An 18572-nucleotide genomic window follows, 5' to 3' on the forward strand; every position below is an offset into this window, starting at 1 on the left:
CGACGGCCACCCGTTTCCTGGCGCTCTGCTGTGATCGTGCTGGAACGCCCTGATGAACCGAAATGCTTCGGGTGGAACTAATGATCTGACGATGCAACGTCTCGGCACCCAACGCGTCTTCATCATCCTGCTCGGCAAGTCGATCCTGGCCGTTCTCTCGCTTGCCGTCGTCCTGCTGCTCTACGCCGAAGCCTACGCGATATGGTACGCCGAATATCATCTTGGCGTCCCTACTGAAGCCGAGATCGCAGCGCTTCCTGCCGCCGGCCATCTTTGTCCGCTCGAAGCGGGATCGCCGTACGTCGCGCTGGCAGACATGCCCCTGCTGCTGCGGCAGGCCGTCATCGCGTCGGCTGGCGCCGACTTTCAGACACGGCCCAATCTCGTTCTGCCGGCGACAATGGCGGCCATCATCGACGGCCGACGGCCCGATACGAGGATCACGTTTACGGTCACCCGCCATTGCCTGCAAGCTTTGGCTCCAGACTGTTGTCGCGGCCTGGATTGGCACGTCGGAAACACGGTCTTCATGGGCCGTCTGGAACGAACCCTGTCGCGCGAGCGAATTCTCGATTCCTACCTGAACGACAGCTATCTCGGCCGCAACGCCTATGGTGTCGCAGCGGCGGCGACCGCGCATTTCGGCAAGCCCCTGGCAGACCTCAACATCGACGAGATCGCCCTGCTCCTCGCGCGTTTCCAGATGCCGAGGCCCTCTGAGCGCGACGGCGAGCGGCGCAACTACATGCTCGACAAAATGCTGTCAGCCGGCCTCATCGACGAGGCCCAGGCGACCGCCGCCAGGGCCGCCCCACTCCCCGCCGTCGACACAACGCCGCGCAGTCCCTGACCGCTCGCGTCCGCCTCAGCCCCGCACCACGCCCTCGATGCCCGCCGCGATCTCCAGCAGCTTGCGGTCCTGGCCGCCCGACTGCGCCAGCATCAGGCCGACGGGGACCTCGCCATGCCGATGCGCCGGGAGCGAGATGGCGCAGCCGTCGATCATGTTGATGAAGGTGCAGTTGCGCAGCGCACGGACGTTCTCGCGGGCGAAGGCCTGGTCGTCGGCGAGATCGGCGATTTTCGGCGGCGCGTTGGCGGTGGTCGGCATCACCAGCGCGTCGTAGGGCGCGATCCGCGCGGCGGCGCGCGTCACCAGCGAGCGGCGGGCGTTGAGCATCTCGATGTAGTCGGGCACGGTGATCGCCTCGCCGCGCATGATGCGCACCGAGACGCGCGGATCGTAGACGTCGCCCTTGGCCGCCAGCAGGAAGCGGTGCCAGGCATAGCTCTCGGCGGCGGCGAAGCCGCCCTTTGCGCCGATGATGCCGACGTCGAGGAACTCCGGGAATTCGATGCGCGCGATCAGCGCGCCCTGCTTCGCCAGGCTCTCCAGCGCGCGTTCGAACGTAGCGGCCACCTCGGCATCGAGCTCGTCCAGCACGATGGTGGTGGGCACGGCGAGCCGCAGGCCCTTCACCGGGCGTGATGCCAGCGGCCGGATCGGCTCGTCGGCCAGCACGGAATCGAGCACGGCGCAGCACGCCACGGTGTTGGCGAGCGGGCCGAAGCTGTCGAGCGTGGTCGACAGCGGCACGCCGCCGTCGAGTGGCACGCGGGCCTGCGTCGGCTTGTAGCCGACGATGCCGTTGAACGCCGCCGGGATGCGGCAGGAGCCGCCGGTGTCGGTGCCGAGCGCACCATAGGCCATGCGATCGACGATGGAGACCGCGGCGCCCGACGACGAGCCGCCGGGCACGTAGCCAACGTCGCGCTTCCAGGCGCTCTTCGGCGTGCCGTAATGCGGGTTGATGCCGATGCCGGAATAGGCGAACTCGGTCATGTTGGTGCGGCCGATCACGACGAAGCCGGCCCGGCGCAGCCGCGCCACCGCCGGCGCATCGGCCTCGGCCGGCGCGGAATCCTCCAGCGCCCGCGAGCCGGCGCGGGTGACCTGGCCCTTGATGTCGAACAGATCCTTGATCGACACCGGAATGCCGGCGAAGGGCGACGGCGCGGCATTGGCCTTGCGCAGCGCGTCCATGCCATCAGCGGCAGCGAGCGCCGCCTCCTTGTCGACATGGATGAAGGCGCGCTCCCCCTCACCCGCAGGATCGGCAATGCGGGCGAGGCACCCCTCCACCAGCTTGCGCGCGGTGGTGCGGCCGGCGGCGAGATCGTCGGCCAGCGCGGCCAGGGTCGGAATTGAAACGGTCATGGCATCCTATCGCATGTCTGCGGCATCGGCCGCGATGTCCAGATCGAGCAGCGCGGAACTCAGCGACTTGCCGTGCGCATCCAGCGCGAGCGAACGGGTGACCCCGCCGCCGAGCGCCCGGCTCATCACGAAGTTCAGCGCCGCAATGTTGGGCAGCTCATAGCGGACCACCTCGCCCTGGACAATGCCGGCGAAGTGCGCCTTCACCCGCTCCGCCGTGACTTGTGCGAGCAGCAGCGGGTAATCCTTGGGGTCGTAGGCGATGACCGAGATGTTCGAGGTGTCACCCTTGTCGCCGGTCCTGGAATGGGCGATGTCACGCAGCTTCATCTCGGCTCCGATCCTACTCTCCGCATCAAAGACCAATTTTCATCAGGCGGCAATTGCCGTCCAAACACCTCTGCGCCCCCCGGAGGGCCGCATGCGCGGCGTGATGGACCGTTGACGCGTCTGCGTCAAATGGCGCATCACGGATGCAAAGGAGCGGGCGACGGAGCCCGCCGCAGGGAGGATCAACCCGGATGGCCGAGCCGATGCGCGCACGTCCCAAACCGACGCCGGAGACGCAGCATTTCTGGGACGGCACCCGGGCCGGTGAGTTGCGGCTGCAGCGCTGCGACGCCTGCGCCCACGTCTACTTCCCGCCGCGCCCGTTCTGTCCGGCCTGCGCCAGCCGCAAGGTCAGCGTCTTCAAGGCCACGGGCAAAGGCACGCTCTACAGCTACGTCATCAACCATCGTCCCCCTGCGCCCGGCTTCACGCCGCCTTACGCCATTGCCGTCGTGGCGCTCGAAGAGGGCCCGCGCATGATGAGCAACATCACGGGCTGCCCGCAGACGCCGGAGGCGTTGGAGCTCGACATGGCCCTCGAAGTCACATTCGAGACGTTGGACGAGCAGATCACCCTGCCCCTGTTCCGGCCGGCGAAAGGATAACGCCATGCGTCGAAACCAGGTTGCCGTGGTCGGCGCGGCCGAGACCACCGAGCTCGGTGTCATCCCGACGATGTCGCAGATCCAGCTGCATGCGGACGCGGCACTGAATGCGATCGCCGATGCCGGGCTGAAGCTGTCGGACATCGACGGCTTCGCCACCGCCGTCGAGACGCCGCAGCAGATCTGCCATTACCTCGGCATCACACCGACCTGGGTCGATGGCACCTCGGTCGGCGGCTGCTCCTTCATGCTGCATGTCCGCCACGCCGCGGCTGCGATCGAAGCCGGCCTGTGCAAGACCGTGCTGATCACCCATGCCGAGAGCGGCAAATCGATGATCGGCAAGCTGCCGCGCTCGATCCCGCCGGACAGCCTGCAGGGCCAGTTCGAGGCGCCGTTCGGCGTCTACGGGCCGCCCAGCATGTTCCCGATCCCCGTGCTGCGCTACATGAAGACCTACGGCATCACCCATGAGCAGTTGGCGATGGTTGCGGTCGTACAGCGCGAATGGGCGGCAAAGAATCCGCGCGCGATGATGAAGGACCCGATCACCGTCGACGACGTCCTGAACTCGCGCATGATCGCCTACCCGTTCCGCCTGCTGCAGTGCTGCCTCGTCACCGATGGCGGCGGCGCGCTGATCCTGACCTCGGCCGATCGCGCCAAGGATTTTCCGCGCAAGCCGGTGTACATTCTCGGCACAGGCGAAAGCGTGGAGACGCCGATGGTCAGCCAGATGGAGACGTTCAATTCGTCGCGTGCCTTCAAGGTCGCGGGCCCCCTCGCCTTCAAGGAAGCCGGCATCGGCCATGCCGACGTCGATCATCTGATGATCTACGACGCGTTCGCGCATCTGCCGCTGTTCGGTCTCGGCGATCTCGGCTTCATGCCGCATGAGGAGACCGGGCCGTTCATCGCCGCCGGACACACGCGGCCGGGCGGCAAGCTGCCGCTCAACACCAATGGCGGCGGCCTGTCCTACATGCATTCGGGCATGTACGGCATGTATGCGCTGCAGGAGAGCGTGCGCCAGATGCGGGGCATCGCGCCGGCGCAGGTGCCGGGAGCCAAGATCTCGGTGTGTCACGGCGTCGGCGGCATGTTCGCCGCATCGGGCACGATCATCTTCACGAACGAGAGATAGCAGCCTCCGTCATTCCGGGGCGCGCGGCACGTGCGAACCCGGAATCTCGAGATTCCGGGTCTGGTGCTTCGCACCATCCCGGAATGACGGAGCAAAACAGGAGAAGACTCATGACCAAATCGCTCCAGGACAAAGTCGTCATCGTCACCGGCGCCGGCCGCGGCATCGGCCGCGAGATCGCGCTGCTGTGCGCCGCCGAAGGCGCCAAGGTCGTCGTCAACGATCCCGGCGTCGCCTCCGACGGCTCGGGCACCAGCGCCGCGCCGGCGGAGGAAGTGGTCGAGGAGATCAGGAAGCGCGGCGGCACGGCGGTGGCGAATTTCGAGAGCGTGTCCGAAGCGATCCCGGCCAGCAAGATCGTGAAGGCCGCGACCGACCACTTCGGCAAGCTCGACGGCGTGGTCAACAATGCCGGCATCCTGCGCGACATGATCTTCCACAAGATGAGCATCGAGGCGTTCGAAGCCGTCATCAAGGTCCACCTGATGGGCTCGTTCTACGTCGCGCACTCCGCCGCGCGGCTGTTCCGCGAGCAGGAGAGCGGCTCCTTCGTCCACTTCACCTCGACCTCGGGGCTGATCGGCAATTATGGCCAGGCCAACTACGCCGCGGCGAAGCTCGGCATCGTCGGCCTGTCGAAGTCGATCGCGCTCGACATGGGCCGCTTCAACGTGCGCTCCAATTGCGTCTCGCCGTTCGCCTGGAGCCGCATGATCGGCACCATCCCGGCGGAGACCGAGGCCGAGAAGGAGCGCGTCGAGCGCATGAAGCGGATGGGGCCCGAGAAGATCGCGCCCGTCGTCGCCTATCTGCTAGGCGATGCCTCGAAGGACGTCACCGGCCAGATCTTTGCCGTCCGCATGAACGAGATCTTCCTGATGGGCCAGTCGCGCCCGCTGCGCTCGGTGCACCGCGGCGAGGGCTGGACGCCGCAGACCATTGCGGAGCATGGCATGCCGGCGCTGAAGCCGTCGTTCTACAAGCTCGATCGTTCCGCCGACGTGTTCGGCTGGGACCCGATCTGAGATTGCAGCGCCGAAATTCCGCTTGCGGCGCACACCATCTCAAGTTGTTTTTTATCCAAACGACCCGCGCGCCGCCATGATTTCGTCGTATGGTCGCCTCCCAACAAAAAGTCGGGAGGACACAGATGACGAATTCACGACACGACGGCGCACCGGACTTGTCGGTCGCAGCTCACGGCTTCAACCGGCGCAGACTGCTGAAAGGAGCCGCGGCTTTCGCCGCTGCTTCAGCAGTCACGACTGCGTCGGCCGCAACCGTCACGCCGCCGGGCCAGACGGGGGCGCCGACAATCTCGACGGACCCGCTGCCGCTCGGTCCCTTGCCGGGCAGCCGCTATCCGGACTCTCATCTGGAGTCGGCGAAGAAGCCCAAGCTGTCATTCGGGCCGGCGGAATTTCCGGCCTTCGCAGGCACTATGGCCGTCGAGCGCGTCGCCACCGGAATGCGCTGGGCCGAAGGCCCGGTCTATTTTGCTGCTGGCCGCTATGTGCTGTTCAGCGACATCCCGAACAATCGCATCATGCGCTTCTCCGAGGACGATGGTCATCTCAGCGTCTATCGACAACCGTCGATGAATTCGAACGGCAACACCATCGATCGGGAAGGACGGCTGATCACCTGCGAGCACAGCGGCCGACGGGTCACCCGCACCGAGCTTGACGGCTCGATCACGATCATCGCCGACAGCTACAATGGCAAGCGCTTGAACTCGCCCAACGATGCGGTGGTCGCGGCCGACGGCGCAATATGGTTCACCGATCCGGTCTACGGCATCGGTGGTTTCTATGAGGGCCTCAAGGCGCAGCCCGAGCAGGACAAGCACAATGTCTATCGGGTCGATCCGAAATCGGGAGAGGTGAAGGTTGTGGTCGACGACTTCGTCGAACCCAACGGGCTGGCCTTCTCCCCCGACGAGAAGAAGCTCTACGTCGTAGATACCGGCTTCACCGACGGGCCGGACAATCCCTCACATATTCGCGTCTTCGATGTCGACCATGCCGCAGGCAAGTTGTCGAACAGCAAGGTGTTCGCCGAAATGCCCAAGCCGAGCATCTCCGACGGCGTGCGCTGCGATCGCGACGGACGGGTGTGGTGCTCGGTCGGCTGGGGCGATCCGAACGAGGATGGCGTGCGCTGCTATGCCGCGGACGGAACGATGCTGGGCAAGATCCACATCCCGGAGACGGTCGCCAATCTGTGCTTCGGCGGCCAGCAGCGCAACCGGCTCTACATCTGCGGCTCGACCTCGCTCTACGCCGTCTACACCAGTGCGCAGGGTGCGCTGAAGCCGTAGGCGATCGCGGAGGAAGCAGCGAGCAAGCCTCTGCTCGCTGCTCGCCTGGCCGTTGTCTCTCAACACGGCTCGCGGGGCAGCCCCGCCGCGTGACTTCCGAACAAAAGAAATGTCTTGCGTTTTTTCGGAAACCATGATTTCTTCTCGCCATCCCGCCTCATGCAAGGGGCGTAGCGCGCGATCGTCACGACACGCGAGGCGGGGATGCGATGCCGCGATGGAGCTGCAGCGTGTCCGAAGGGATGCGCCGACGAACGGCTTTGTTGCGGACGTGAAATCGCGTGGTCCTGGCGCCCCGACGCAGGCGTCAAGTCCGTGGTGATGCCCAGCGCATCGCCCGGGCGACGGTGTCTACGAGCCGGCACACCGGGGAGATCGCGTATAAGCGTGAAGACATCGCGCGGGGAATGCCGGTGATCGGCTGAACCTGTGGTGACTGCCGCCTGCTTTTTTTCTGCAGGCGGGCCATGGGTGAGGCCCTCACCCGGCATTCCCCGCGCCCTTGCACTCTCGTAAGGGACGAACTGATCACAAGGCTCGGGCATGACGTGCCGCGGGAATGCAAGCTCATGTCCGCATCTCGAGCGCTGTTCGAGCCGTGAATCCGCCGCACCCACCGCCGTCGTCCCGGACAAGCCGTGCCGCGCGCCAGCGCGGCAGGGCGCCGATCCGGGATCCATACGCCGCGGCGGTCGTGATGGGCAAAAGGCCAATGACCAGCGTGCCCCAAACTGCTCCCTGTGGCTATGGGTCCCGGCGTTCGCCGGGACGACGGCGATGTTTGTCGCTTCGGCGCTCCGTTTCACCAATGTTGGTGAGGCGATTTGGCGCTCCGCTTTCACGCCGCCCACCGCTGTCGTCCCGGACAAGCCGTGCCGCGCGCCAGCGCGACACGGCTCCGATCCGGGATCCATACGCCGCGGCGGTCGTGATGGGCAAAAGGCCAATGACCAGCGTGCCCCAAACTGCTCCCTGTGGCTATGGGTCCCGGCGTTCGCCGGGACGACGGCGGTGTTTGTCGCTTCAGCGCTCCGTTCCACCAATGTTGCTGAGGCGATTTGGCGCTCCGCTTTCACGCCGCCCACCGCCGTCGTCCCGGACAAGCCGTGCCGCGCGCCAGCGCAGCAGGGCGCCGATCCGGGATCCATACGCCGCGGCGGTCGTGATGAGCAAAAGGCCAATGACCAGCGTGCCCCGATCCGCTCCCTGGGGGTCCCGGCGTTCGCCGAGACGACAGGGAGTTTGTGGCTGCCGTCCCGAACTAACCCGTATTTCTCAGCCCGGCCGAGATGCCGTTGATGGTCAGCTGAATGCCGCGCAGCACCTGCTCGTCCGGGTTCTGCGCGCGGTGCTCCTTCAGCAGTTCGACCTGCACATGGTTGAGCGGATCGAGATAGGGAAAGCGGTTGCGCACCGAGCGCTCGAGCAGCGGGTTGCCCTGCAACAGACGCTCCTGGCCGGTGATGTCGAGCAGGGTCTCGATGACCAGATTCCATTCGCGGCGGATGCGGCCGAAGATCTTTTCGCGCAGGGCCTCGTCCGGCACAAGCTCCGCATAGCGCGAGGCGATCGCGATCGAGCTCTTGGCGAGCACCATGTCCATGTTCGACAACAGCATGCGGAAGAACGGCCATTCCCGGTAGAGCTCGCGCAGGAACGGCATGCCCTGCTCCGGATTCTCCGCGATCCAGGTCTCGACCGCACTGCCGAAGCCGTACCAGCCCGGCAGCATCAACCGGCACTGCGCCCAGGAGAACACCCAGGGGATGGCGCGCAGATCCTCGATCGCGCGGGTCTTCTTGCGCGAGGCTGGGCGGCTGCCGATGTTCAAGGTCGCGATCTCGTTGATGACGGTCGAGGCCCAGAAATAGTCGACGAAGCCGTCGGTCTCGTAGACCAGGCTGCGATAGGCCTTGAACGCGAGCTCCGAGAGCCGGTCCATCGCGGTGAGATATTCGCGCTTTGGCGCCGGCTGGCGCGGATGCAGCAGGCTGGCCTCGAGCGTTGCCGCGGCGAGGATCTCCAGATTGTTGCGGCCGACCTCGGCATTGGAATATTTGCTGGAGATGATCTCGCCCTGCTCGGTGATCCGGATCTGGCCGTTCACGGCGCCCCCGGGCTGCGCGATGATCGCATCGTAGCTCGGGCCGCCGCCGCGGCCGACCGAGCCGCCGCGGCCATGGAACAGCCTGAGCCGGATGCCATGTCGTTCGAAGATGTCGACCAGGCCGATCTCGGCCTTGTAGAGCTCCCAGCCCGAGGTGACGAAGCCGCCATCCTTGTTGCTGTCGGAATAGCCGAGCATAACCTCCTGCACGGCGCCGCGGCTGTCGACCAGGCGGCGGTAATCGTGCAGCGCCAGCATCCGGTCCATGATGCCGCTGGAGGCCTGCAAATCCTCGATGGTCTCGAACAGCGGCACGATGTTGACGGCGCAGCGGCCCGATGGATCGATCAGGCCGACCTCCTTGAGCAGCAACGCCACCTCGAGCATGTCCGACATGCCCTTGCACATCGAGATGATGCACTGGGGAATCACATCGGCACCGAACGTCGCGTGCGCCTCGGCGGCGGCGCGGAACAGCGCGAGCTCGCCGACGGTTTCGTCGCTGTACTTCACGAACTGCGAGACCAGTGGCCTGGCATTGCGCAGCTCGCTGACCAGCAGGCCGACGCGGGCATCCTCGCTGAGCGCCATGTAGGACATGCCGGGCATCGCGGTGTCGATCAGCTCGGCGACGGTGCGCTCGTGCACCGCCGAGTTCTGGCGGATGTCGAGCCGGGCCAGATGGAAGCCGAAACAGTCGACCGCGCGCCGGAGCATGCGCAGCCGGCCGCGCGCAATGACCTCGGCATTGTTGGCGATCAGCGAGCGATGCAGCACGTCGAGATCGTCCTGCAACTCTTTGACGCTGTCGTAAGGCGCGACCGCCGCCACCGGCAGGCGGCTGATCTGGATGCCGAGCTTCTTCGCGGTGGCCGCCAGCCGCGCATAGATGCCGGACACCGCCAGACGATAGGGCTCGCCACGGCGGTGCGGCGACGTGTCCGGCGAGCGCTCGGCCAGCGCGCGCAGCTCCTCGGAGACATCGGCGAGATGCGCCGCAATGGACAGTTCGCTGCCGAGCAGATGCAGCTCCTCCAGATAGTAATGCAGCGCCAGGCTGGATTGCAGCTTGAGCGTTCCACGCATGACCTCGGCGGTCACGAACGGATTGCCGTCGCGGTCGCCGCCGATCCAGCTCCCCATCCGCAGGAACGAGGCGAGATCGCCCGCCACCTCCGCGCCGTCATTGAGCCGGTCCTCGAGCGAACAGAGCAGCCGCGGCACCTCGCGCAGGAAGGTGTAGTCGTAGAACGACAGGCCGTTGGTGACCTCGTCGAGCACCGTCAGCTTGGTCCGGCGCAGCAGGTTGGTCTGCCACAAGGTCAGAACGGCGCGGCGCAGCGCCTCGTCATTGGCCGCGCGCTCATCCGGCGTCAACTGCATCCGCTCGCGGCGGTCGAGCAGCATCGCGATCTCCATCTCGCGATCCATCGTGCTCTTGCGCCGCACCTCCGTGGGGTGCGCGGTCAGGACCGGGCTGACCAACGCGGTGGAGAAGAACCTGCGCAACTCCGCCGCCTCGAAGCCGGCCGACTTGGCGTGAGCGAGCGTCGCCGCAAGCATGCCATTGCCGCCGTTGGCGTCGCTCTTGGCGCGCATGCGGCGGATGTTGTTCTGGTCCTCGGCGATGTTGGCGAGATGGGAGAAATAGCTGAAGGCGCGGACGATGCGGACGGTCTCCGCGGTCGACATGCCGTCGAGGATCTGCTCCAGCTCGCGCCGCGCCTGGCGGTCCTCGTCGCGATGGAAGCGCACCGAGGTCTGGCGTATCAGCTCGACGAGGTCGAAGACGTCGGCGCCCTCCTGGTCGCGAACGGTGTCGCCGAGGATGCGGCCGAGCAGCCGGATGTCGTCCCGAAGCCGCGCATCCTCCTCCATGGCCTGCGCCTCGGCGGCGCGGTTGGGACGGATTTCCTCTGGTATGGCTTGCGGCGACATGGATGCGCTCTCCAGCAGCTGCCCATTTACGGGTCAGTCTGCCGTATCCGTATTGCAGCGCAAGATCAAGAAAGAGGCGTCGCCTGCCCTATTCCAAGCTATCGTTCCTCCCCTCGGTCAGATTTGCCTTCCGGCTCGCTCCCAATACGGATCGCGCAGCCGCCGCTTGAAGATCTTGCCGGAATCCTCGCGCGGCAGCTTGCCGTGGATTTCGATATGCCTGGGCACCTTGTAGTCGGCCAGCGACGCCTTCAGCCGCGCCTTGATCTCGCCGGTATCCAGCGTCACGCCGGGCTGCGGCTCGACCACCGCCATGAGCGCCTCGCCGAACTCCGTGTCGGGGATGCCGAACACAGCGCAATCGTGCACGCCCGGCACGGTATGCAGCACCGCCTCGATCTCGGCCGGATAGATGTTGACCCCGCCGGAGATCACCATGTCGCGCTTGCGGTCGCACAGGAACACATAGCCATCGGGGTCCATGTAGCCGACATCACCCGAGGTGATGAAGCCGTCGCGGTCGATCTCGGCGCGCTTCTCCGGCTTGTTGTGATAGGTGAAATCCGGATTGCCCGCGATGCGCGAATAGATCTCGCCAATCTCGCCCTGCGGCAGGATGCGCCCGTCCTCACCGAGGAAGCGCAACTCGGCGCCCGGCGAGACCTTGCCGACGGTGCCGGGCTTCTTCAGCGCGTCCTCGGAGCTCGCGAAGGTGACTGCGCCCGATTCGGTCGAGCCGTAGAATTCGTAGATGACCGGCCCCCACCATTCGATCATCGCGCGCTTGACGTCGGCCGGGCACGGCGCCGCGGCGTGGATGATGTGACGCAGCGACGACATGTCGTAGCGGCCGCGCACCTCCTCGGGCAGCTTCATCAGGCGGATGAACATGGTCGGCACCATGAAGATGGTGTCGATCCGCTCCACCTGGATGATACGGAGAAACTCCTCCGGCTCGAACCGCGGCATCAGCACCAGCGCGCCGCCGAGCCGTCCGGCCCGCAGGCCGAAGGCGTTCGGCGCGGAATGATACAGCGGTCCGGGCAGCAGCGCGCGCGAGCCCGGCTTGAGTCCATAGATCAGCGCCCGCATCCGTTCGGCCGAGGCCGCCTGCTCCACCGTCGGCGCATTGCGCCGGACGCCCTTGGGATGACCAGTCGTGCCGGAGGTGTAGATCATGTTCTGCGGCTGCGGCACCTGCGGTCCTTCGTAAGGACCCTGTTGCATGAGCCAGCTTTCCAGGTCGGTCGCGAACTCCGGTGTTGCGAGCAGATCCGCGCCGATCTTGTAGTTGGACAGGATCTCCGGCGGCGTCGGGACGCTGAGCACGGTGATGCCGGAGGGAATCAGGCCGCGAAGCTGATGCAGCAGATCGGCGTGACCGATCAGCACCCGCGTCGCGGAGTCCTTGAGGATGTAATCGATCTCCTCCGGCTTGAAGTGCCAGTTCACCGGCACACCATAGGCGCCCAGTCGCATCGCGCCGTAGGCGGCCTCGATGAAGGCGATGTCGTTGCGCATGAGCATGCAGACGCAGTCGCCCTGGTGCACGCCGAGCTGCGCGAGACCGCTCGCGATCCGCGCGGCGCGGTCGGCGATGTCAGCGTGGCTGCGCCGGCGTTCGCCGGAGATGATGCCGCAGAACAGGGAGGACGTTTCCATTGTTATTGCCTTGTCCGATCTGGCGTCGGTTCGAGTTTCCGCCGTCATTCCGGGGCGATGCGCAGCATCGAACCCGGAATCTGGAAATTGTTTGGCTCAGCTCCTTCGGGGCTGCCCGCAAGGAGGAGGCTAATCTACAAACTTGGGCGCACGCTTTTCGATGTTCGCCCGCACCGACTCCAGCTGGTTCGGGCTGCCGATCAGCTTCTGCTGCTCGACCGATTCCGCGAGCAGCGCTGGGCCCGGATCGACCGAGAGGTTGTTCAGCATGCGCTTGGCGGCGCGGATCGCATCCGGATTCTTGCCGGCGATCTCACGCGCCGTCTCCAGCGCGGCGGCGCGCGGATCGGCGCAGATGCGCGTAACGAGGCCGTAAGCCTGCCCCTCTTCCGGCGAAAACACGCGGCCGGTATAGGTCAGCTCGCGCAGGATGTCGTCGCGCATCAGGGTCGCCAGGATCGGCGTGCCCGCCATGTCCGGCACCAGACCCCATTTGATCTCCATGATCGACATCTTGGTGTCCGGTGCGACGTAGCGCATGTCGGCGCCGAGCGCGAGCTGGAAGCCGCCGCCATAGGCGATGCCATGCACTGCAGCAATCACCGGCACCGGCAACTGCCGCCAGCCCCACACCGCCTGCTGGGCGAAGTTCGCCTTGCCGTGGGTGCGAACGGTGAGGTCGCGCTTCTCGCCGCCGGGTATGCCGTTGCCGCCGGAGTCCTTCATCGCCGCGAAGCGGCCCATGTCGAGCCCGGCGCAGAAGGCGCGGCCCTCGCCGGACAGCACCACGGCGCGCAGCCCCTTTTCCTTCGCCAGCCGCTCGGTGGCCGCCACCAGCGCCTCGAACATCTCCATGTCCAGCGCATTCATCTTGTCGGCACGGACCAGGCGAACGTCGGCGACGCCGTCCTTGATCTCGATCGCGATGCGGTTGTCCATCGAGCGGTCTCCTCACGAATGTCTTTGTGACTTTACAGAAGGCTGTCGGAGCGATTTAGTCAATCGACCAATTAACTCACAACATGTCAGGCGGAAACTCCCATGTTCAAGGACAATCTCCTCGAAGGCCGGCGCATTCTGGTCACCGGCGGCGGCACGGGCCTTGGCAAAGCGATGGCCGCACGCTTCCTGCAGCTCGGCGCCGAGGTGCATATTTGCGGCCGGCGGAAAATCGTCTGCGACGAGACCGCGACCGAACTGATGGACCTCTATGGCGGCCGCGTCACCAGCCACGGCGTCGACATTCGCAATGCGATGGCGGTGGAGGAGATGATCGAGGCCATCTTCCAGGAAGGCGGCCTCACCGATCTCATCAACAACGCCGCCGGCAACTTCATCTCCCGCACCGAGGAATTGAGCCCGCGCGGCTTCGATGCGGTTGCCAACATCGTGATGCACGGCACGTTCTATGTGACGCATGCCGTCGGCAAGCGCTGGATTGCCGCGAAGCAGCCGGGCAACGTCGTGTCGATCACGGTGACCTGGGTGCGCAACGGCTCTCCTTACGTGGTGCCGTCGGCGATGAGCAAGTCGGCGATCCACGCCATGACGATGTCGCTCGCGACCGAATGGGGCCGCTACGGCATCCGCCTCAACACCATCGCACCCGGCGAGATCCCGACCGAAGGCATGAGCAAGCGCATCAAGCCTGGCGACGAGGCCGGCGCGCGGACCAAGGCGATGAACCCGATGGGCCGGGTCGGTACCATGGAGGAGTTGCAGAACCTCGCGGTGTTCCTGATCTCCGGCGGCTGCAACTGGATCAACGGCGAGACCATCGCGATGGACGGCGCCCAGGCGCTGGCGATGGGCGGCAACTTCTATCAGCTGCGCGACTGGAGCGACGACGACTGGACCAAGGCAAAGGAGTCGATCAAGGCGCAGAACGAAAAGGACCGCGCGACGCGCACGAGCTGATGGCCCAATCGCCCGGTTGATCGGCGACGTGCTCTCTGTAGACTGATCGAGAGATGCTTGCTCCGGCGCAATCCGGGGCGAGGACCACGACAAGACATCGAACAAAGAAAAAGACGTAATCGGAGGGGAAACATGTCCGTCTCGACGGCAACGTCGACGCTCGTCGACGTCGTGCGCGACAGAGCGCAAACGCTGGGCTCCGCCACCGCATATGAGTTCGAAGGCCGCGTCACCAGCTTCGCCGAATTCGACAGCAAGACCAACCAGGTCGCCAACGCGCTGAAGGCGCTCGGCATCAAACAGCACGAGCGGATCGCCTATTTCGGCAAGAACAGCGACATCTATTTCGAGCTGCTGGTCGGCGCCATGAAGGCCAACGTCGTGATGGCGCCGGTGAACTGGCGCCTCGCCGGTCCCGAGGTCGCCTTCATCGTCGAGGACTGCAAGGCGCCTGCCCTGTTCGTCGGTCCCGAGTTCATCACGATGATCCGCAACATCCGCGGCCAGATTCCGAGCGTGCGGCACATCATCACGACCGAAGGCGGCGCGCCGGAATGGCAGGACTACACGGCCTGGCGCGACGCGCAGAGTGCCGACGATCCTGGCGTAGCGATCACGCCGCGGGACATCGCGCTGCAGCTCTACACGTCCGGCACCACCGGCAAGCCGAAAGGCGCGATGCTGTCGCACGCGAACTTCCTCAACCTGGTGAATACCGGCAATCCCGAGGAGAAACCGGACTGGAACAAATGGTCGACCGACGACGTCTCGCTGATCGCGATGCCGATCTTCCACATCGGCGGCTCCGGCTGGGGCCTGATGAGCCTCTACCACGGCGCCCGTGGCGTCATCGCGCGCGAGTTCGATCCCACGAAGATCCTCGACTTCTTCGAGCAGTCCGGCATCACCAAGCTGTTCATGGTGCCCGCCGCGATGCAGTTCGTGGTGCGGCAGCCGCGCGCGCGGCAGGTCGATTTCTCGCGGCTCAAATACATGCTCTACGGCGCCTCGCCGATCCCCGCGGCGCTGCTGAAGGAATGCATCGAGGTGTTCAAATGCGGCTTCGTGCAGATGTATGGCATGACCGAGACCACGGGCACCATCATCGCGCTGCCGCCCGAGGATCACGTCGAAGGGCTGGAGCGGATGCGCTCGGCCGGCAAGCCGCTGCCGGGCGTCGAAGTCGCGATCATCGATCCCTTGGGCAATCCGCTGCCGCCGCGGCAGGTCGGCGAAATCGCCACCCGCTCCGGCTCCAACATGACCGGCTACTGGAACCTGCCGGAGGCGACCGCACGCACGCTTGGCAGGGACGGCTGGCTGCGCACCGGTGATGCCGGCTACATGGACGAGGACGGCTACGTCTACATCCACGACCGCATCAAGGACATGATCATCTCCGGCGGCGAGAACATCTATCCGGCCGAGGTGGAGAGTGCGATCTGCGATCATCCTCACGTCGCCGAAGCCGCCGTGATCGGCATTCCCGACGAGAAATGGGGCGAGGCTGTCAAGGCGATCGTCGTGATGAAGCCGGGCAAGCAGGCGACCGCGACCGACATCATCAACTTCACCCGCACCCGCATCGCCGGCTTCAAGACGCCGAAGACCGTCGACTTCCTCGACGCCCTGCCGCGCAATCCCTCCGGCAAGATCCTGCGGCGGAATCTGCGCGACCCATATTGGGCGGGCAAGGACCGGCAGGTGAATTGACAACCGGCGGTCTTCTCGTTGCGACAGCCTGGATCGCGTCGCTGGCGCTCGCGATGACGTGGAGAGAGCGCGCACTCTCTCCACACCGTCATTGCGAGGCGCCCTTGCGCCGAAGCAATCCAGGGGCCAAGTGACAGGTCTGGATTGCCGTGCTGACGCTCGCGATGCCGCCACGCGATCAGGCTGCGCTCACCGCTTGTTCGCCCCCATATAGCCAAACAGGAACCCCGCCACCTTGCGCATCTGGATCTCCTCACTGCCCTCGGTGATGCGATAGCGGCGGTGGTGGCGGTAGATGTGCTCGAACGGCTTGTGGCGCGAATAGCCCATGCCGCCATGCACCTGGATGGCGCGGTCGGCGGCCTCGCAGCACAGACGGTTAGCCCAGTAGTTGCACATCGACACCTTGTCGGAGAGCGTGTGCTCGACCTGCGCCTGGGTGAGCTGGTCCATCTCCCACGCGGTCTTGCGGATCAACAGCCGCAGCATCTCGGCCTGGGTCGCCAGCTCCACCAGCGGCCACTGGATTGCCTGGTTCTCGGCCAGCGCCTTGCCGAACGGCTTGCGCTCACGCGCGTAATTCACGCTCTCGTTGATACAGTAGACGGCCGCACCGAGCGAGCTCGCCGCCTGGCGGATGCGGTTCTCGTGCACGAAGCATTGGGCCAGCGACAGCCCGCGCCCGACCTCGCCGAACAGCGCGTCCTCCGGCACGAACACGTCGGTGAAGCTGACGCGCGGATGGTCGGTCGGCATGTTGAAGGTCCAGAGATATTCCTCGACCTTCACACCCTCGGTCTTGGCCGGCACTAGGAAGCAGGTGATGCCGCGCGCATCGCCGTCATTGCCCGAGGTGCGCGCAAACAATGCGCAATGCGTGGCGACGTGCATGCCCGTGGTCCACATCTTCTCGCCGTTGATCAGCCAGCCCTTGACGTTGTCGCGGGTCGCCGGCACCGCCTTCGTCTCCATGTGGGTCGCGTCCGAGCCGTGATGCGGCTCGGTCAGGCCGAAGGTGATGCGGTACTTGCCGGTGATCGAGCCGTCGATCATCGCCTTCTGATCGTCACGGCCGTAGCGGTCGAGCATGGTCACGATTGGCAGATTGCCGACGATCGAGTGCTCGTTCTGCAGGTCGTTGTGCAGGCCGAGGCCCTTCGACGCGAAATGCTCGCGGATCACCGCCATCCAGAGGTTCGAGCCGTCCTTGCCGCCATAGCGTTTCGGGATCGCGAAGCGCAGATGGCCGGCCGCGTCGGCGCGGTCCTTGGCCTTGCGCAGCAGCTGCTCCCAGTCATGCCGCGGCAGGCCGCCATTCTCGAAATCGGTGCGCGCCCATTCGCGGCGATGATCGAAGAAGCGGATGTTGTCGTCCGCCTGCTCCAGCGGCTTGATCTCGGCGGCGATGAAGCGGTCGAGCTCGTCGAGATAGGCGATCAGTTCCTTGGGCAAGGAAAAATCCATGGCGCGTCTCCCTGTGCGTGTCGTTGTTGTTCTTGATCTTGGTCAGGCCAGCCCTCCGCCGCGTGCCTGTGGCGCGCAGCGCGGTTGCGTATTTGGATGACCGCGCACGCGGCGCAGGCGCTAAGCTCGCGCACGGCAGCCAATCAGAAACCAGGAGGAACGGTCGATGGAGCTGAAATTCTCGAAGGTCACGCGCAAGGGGCCGATCACAATCGTCACCCTTGCCCGTCCCGAGGTCTACAACGCGCTGCATACCGACGCACATTACGAGCTGGAGGCGGTGTTCGACGGGTTCGCTGCCGATCCCGAGCAATGGGTTGCGATTGTCACCGGCGAGGGTGACAAGGCGTTCTGCGCCGGCAACGACCTGAAATGGCAGGCGGCCGGCGGCAAGCGCGGCTGGGGCCGAAGCGGCTTCGGCGGACTGACGTCGCGCTTCGATTGCGACAAGCCGCTGATCGCCGCCGTCAACGGTGTCGCCATGGGCGGCGGTTTCGAAATCGCGCTGGCCTGCGACCTGATCATCGCCTCTGAGAATGCCACCTTCGCCTTGCCCGAGCCGCGCGTCGGTCTCGCCGCACTCGCTGGCGGCCTGCAGCGGCTGCCGCGTCAGATCGGCATGAAGCGCGCGATGGGCATGATCCTCACGGGCCGCCATGTCGGCGCGCGCGAGGGCCACGAGCTCGGCTTCGTCAACGAGGTGGTGCCGCAGGGCGAGGCGCTGGCGGCCGCCGAGCGCTGGGCCGAGACCATCGCCAGGAACTCGCCGATGTCGATCCGCGCCTCCAAGCAGGCGATCGAGAAGGGCCTGGCGGTGTCGCTGGAGCAGGCGATCACCGAGCAGCGCGACTATCCGGCGGTGCAGGCGATGATTCATTCGCAGGACTACATCGAAGGGCCTAAAGCGTTCTCGGAGAAGCGGCCGCCGAAATGGCTTGGGCGGTAGAGCCTCACCGAGCTCGTCATTCCGGCGCGCGCGCAGCGCGAGCCCGGAATCCATAGCCGCGATCGTGCCTATGGATTCCGGGCTCGCGACTGCGTCGCGCCCCGGAATGACAGCGCGGGTCTGCCTCCACTCCGTCATGGCCGGGCTTGACCCACGGCTGTCCGGTTCAGACAGACTGGACATGGTGCATGGCGTGGATTCTTCTGCG

14 protein-coding genes are annotated in these 18572 nt (G+C 65.6%); 8 read left to right on the forward strand and 6 right to left on the reverse strand.

From position 1 onward, the window contains the following. Window positions 1-91: 91 nt before the first annotated feature. On the forward strand, window positions 92-850 hold the full coding sequence (locus tag ACQR1X_RS30270; protein WP_316183345.1) for a transglycosylase domain-containing protein: 759 nt from the start codon (window positions 92-94) through the stop codon (window positions 848-850). A 15-nt stretch (window positions 851-865) separates the two neighbouring features. Here ACQR1X_RS30270 and ACQR1X_RS30275 read toward each other — a convergent pair whose 3' ends face one another. Next, a complete protein-coding gene (locus ACQR1X_RS30275) occupies window positions 866-2218 on the reverse strand; it encodes an amidase (protein ID WP_316183344.1) in 1353 nt (450 codons plus the stop codon). A 6-nt stretch (window positions 2219-2224) separates the two neighbouring features. After that, a complete protein-coding gene (locus tag ACQR1X_RS30280) occupies window positions 2225-2548 on the reverse strand; it encodes an AtuA-related protein (RefSeq protein ID WP_316183343.1) in 324 nt (107 codons plus the stop codon). 191 nt (window positions 2549-2739) lie between these two features. On the opposite strand from ACQR1X_RS30280, the gene ACQR1X_RS30285 reads away from it, so the two are divergent. The 4 genes from ACQR1X_RS30285 to ACQR1X_RS30300 all read left to right on the forward strand — a co-directional run bounded on the left by ACQR1X_RS30285 (window position 2740) and on the right by ACQR1X_RS30300 (window position 6617). Next, entirely contained in the window at window positions 2740-3153 is a 414-nt protein-coding gene (locus ACQR1X_RS30285; protein ID WP_315801294.1) for a Zn-ribbon domain-containing OB-fold protein, read from the forward strand. 4 nt (window positions 3154-3157) lie between these two features. Then, on the forward strand, window positions 3158-4297 hold the full coding sequence (locus ACQR1X_RS30290; protein ID WP_316183342.1) for a thiolase C-terminal domain-containing protein: 1140 nt from the start codon (window positions 3158-3160) through the stop codon (window positions 4295-4297). Window positions 4298-4407: 110 nt separating this feature from the next. Further along, on the forward strand, window positions 4408-5322 hold the full coding sequence (locus ACQR1X_RS30295) for an SDR family oxidoreductase (protein WP_316183341.1): 915 nt from the start codon (window positions 4408-4410) through the stop codon (window positions 5320-5322). A gap of 125 nt (window positions 5323-5447) precedes the next feature. Then, window positions 5448-6617 carry an SMP-30/gluconolactonase/LRE family protein gene (locus ACQR1X_RS30300; RefSeq protein WP_434900194.1) on the forward strand — a complete coding sequence of 390 codons (1170 nt, stop codon included), beginning with the start codon at window positions 5448-5450 and terminating at the stop codon, window positions 6615-6617. A gap of 1261 nt (window positions 6618-7878) precedes the next feature. Here ACQR1X_RS30300 and ppc read toward each other — a convergent pair. The 3 genes from ppc to ACQR1X_RS30315 all read right to left on the reverse strand — a co-directional run bounded on the left by ppc (window position 7879) and on the right by ACQR1X_RS30315 (window position 13263). Then, entirely contained in the window at window positions 7879-10662 is a 2784-nt protein-coding gene (gene ppc / locus ACQR1X_RS30305) for a phosphoenolpyruvate carboxylase (RefSeq protein ID WP_434900195.1), read from the reverse strand. Window positions 10663-10779: 117 nt separating this feature from the next. Continuing rightward, window positions 10780-12324 carry an acyl-CoA synthetase gene (locus tag ACQR1X_RS30310; protein WP_434900196.1) on the reverse strand — a complete coding sequence of 515 codons (1545 nt, stop codon included), beginning with the start codon at window positions 12322-12324 and terminating at the stop codon, window positions 10780-10782. A gap of 129 nt (window positions 12325-12453) precedes the next feature. Then, window positions 12454-13263, reverse strand: coding sequence for a crotonase/enoyl-CoA hydratase family protein (locus ACQR1X_RS30315; protein WP_434900197.1), 810 nt, complete (start codon window positions 13261-13263; stop codon window positions 12454-12456). A 102-nt stretch (window positions 13264-13365) separates the two neighbouring features. Between ACQR1X_RS30315 and ACQR1X_RS30320 the strand changes: the two genes are divergently transcribed. After that, the gene (locus ACQR1X_RS30320; RefSeq protein ID WP_006613814.1) at window positions 13366-14241 is read left to right on the forward strand and encodes an SDR family oxidoreductase; all 876 of its coding nucleotides are present in this window, start codon (window positions 13366-13368) and stop codon (window positions 14239-14241) included. A 132-nt stretch (window positions 14242-14373) separates the two neighbouring features. Then, on the forward strand, window positions 14374-15954 hold the full coding sequence (locus ACQR1X_RS30325) for a fatty acid--CoA ligase (RefSeq protein ID WP_434900198.1): 1581 nt from the start codon (window positions 14374-14376) through the stop codon (window positions 15952-15954). A gap of 189 nt (window positions 15955-16143) precedes the next feature. Here the strand turns inward: ACQR1X_RS30325 and ACQR1X_RS30330 are convergent, their stop codons facing one another. After that, window positions 16144-17418: an acyl-CoA dehydrogenase family protein gene (locus ACQR1X_RS30330; protein ID WP_434882598.1), complete on the reverse strand. Its 1275-nt coding sequence runs from the start codon at window positions 17416-17418 to the stop codon at window positions 16144-16146. Window positions 17419-17584: 166 nt separating this feature from the next. On the opposite strand from ACQR1X_RS30330, the gene ACQR1X_RS30335 reads away from it, so the two are divergent. After that, on the forward strand, window positions 17585-18364 hold the full coding sequence (locus ACQR1X_RS30335; protein ID WP_316218527.1) for an enoyl-CoA hydratase-related protein: 780 nt from the start codon (window positions 17585-17587) through the stop codon (window positions 18362-18364). Window positions 18365-18572: the final 208 nt, after the last annotated feature.

Source organism: Bradyrhizobium sp. HKCCYLRH3073, assembly GCF_051167995.1.
Classification (GTDB): Bacteria; Pseudomonadota; Alphaproteobacteria; order Rhizobiales; family Xanthobacteraceae; genus Bradyrhizobium.

Bases quoted from the DNA above. Each gene is read 5' to 3' on its own strand.
- ACQR1X_RS30290 (WP_316183342.1), top strand. From the start codon at position 3,158: ATGCGTCGAAACCAGGTTGCCGTGGTCGGCGCGGCCGAGACCACCGAG.
- ACQR1X_RS30330 (WP_434882598.1), bottom strand. From the start codon at position 17,418: ATGGATTTTTCCTTGCCCAAGGAACTGATCGCCTATCTCGACGAGCTC.
- ACQR1X_RS30335 (WP_316218527.1), top strand. From the start codon at position 17,585: ATGGAGCTGAAATTCTCGAAGGTCACGCGCAAGGGGCCGATCACAATC.
- ACQR1X_RS30300 (WP_434900194.1), top strand. From the start codon at position 5,448: ATGACGAATTCACGACACGACGGCGCACCGGACTTGTCGGTCGCAGCT.
- ACQR1X_RS30315 (WP_434900197.1), bottom strand. From the start codon at position 13,263: ATGGACAACCGCATCGCGATCGAGATCAAGGACGGCGTCGCCGACGTT.
- ACQR1X_RS30325 (WP_434900198.1), top strand. From the start codon at position 14,374: ATGTCCGTCTCGACGGCAACGTCGACGCTCGTCGACGTCGTGCGCGAC.
- ACQR1X_RS30285 (WP_315801294.1), top strand. From the start codon at position 2,740: ATGGCCGAGCCGATGCGCGCACGTCCCAAACCGACGCCGGAGACGCAG.
- ACQR1X_RS30275 (WP_316183344.1), bottom strand. From the start codon at position 2,218: ATGACCGTTTCAATTCCGACCCTGGCCGCGCTGGCCGACGATCTCGCC.
- ppc (WP_434900195.1), bottom strand. From the start codon at position 10,662: ATGTCGCCGCAAGCCATACCAGAGGAAATCCGTCCCAACCGCGCCGCC.
- ACQR1X_RS30295 (WP_316183341.1), top strand. From the start codon at position 4,408: ATGACCAAATCGCTCCAGGACAAAGTCGTCATCGTCACCGGCGCCGGC.
- ACQR1X_RS30310 (WP_434900196.1), bottom strand. From the start codon at position 12,324: ATGGAAACGTCCTCCCTGTTCTGCGGCATCATCTCCGGCGAACGCCGG.
- ACQR1X_RS30270 (WP_316183345.1), top strand. From the start codon at position 92: ATGCAACGTCTCGGCACCCAACGCGTCTTCATCATCCTGCTCGGCAAG.
- ACQR1X_RS30320 (WP_006613814.1), top strand. From the start codon at position 13,366: ATGTTCAAGGACAATCTCCTCGAAGGCCGGCGCATTCTGGTCACCGGC.
- ACQR1X_RS30280 (WP_316183343.1), bottom strand. From the start codon at position 2,548: ATGAAGCTGCGTGACATCGCCCATTCCAGGACCGGCGACAAGGGTGAC.